Raw genomic sequence first — 303 nt, forward strand, 5'->3', positions numbered from 1 at the left:
AAATTAATGGCAACAATTTACCTATAGTTACGATATTATTGATAATTTTTGAAATCTTAACACCCATGATATTCATGATACCAAGTACCACGATAATCAATGTGGCAATCACATTTTTACCCATTTCTGTACTTGCTGGTTCCCATACCGCACCAAGAGCAGTAGCAAAACCTACTGCCATAGCAGACCAAGCAATTGTTGCAATTGCCCATTTCATAAAACCAACTTCAAAACCTACGAAGTTACCAAATGCTTCCTTTGCATAGACATATGGACCGCCGTTCTTATTGAACATACCGCCCA

1 protein-coding gene is annotated in these 303 nt (G+C 38.0%); it reads right to left on the reverse strand.

The genetic code is table 11. The features are described 5' to 3' along the window. Nucleotides 1-295 (reverse strand): amino acid permease (locus HMPREF9200_RS01360; protein WP_038144418.1); only part of this gene is annotated, 295 nt, incomplete at its 3' end. Between the last annotated feature and the right edge of the window lie 8 nt (nucleotides 296-303).

The organism is Veillonella sp. oral taxon 780 str. F0422 (assembly GCF_000221605.1).
GTDB lineage: Bacteria > Bacillota > Negativicutes > Veillonellales > Veillonellaceae > F0422.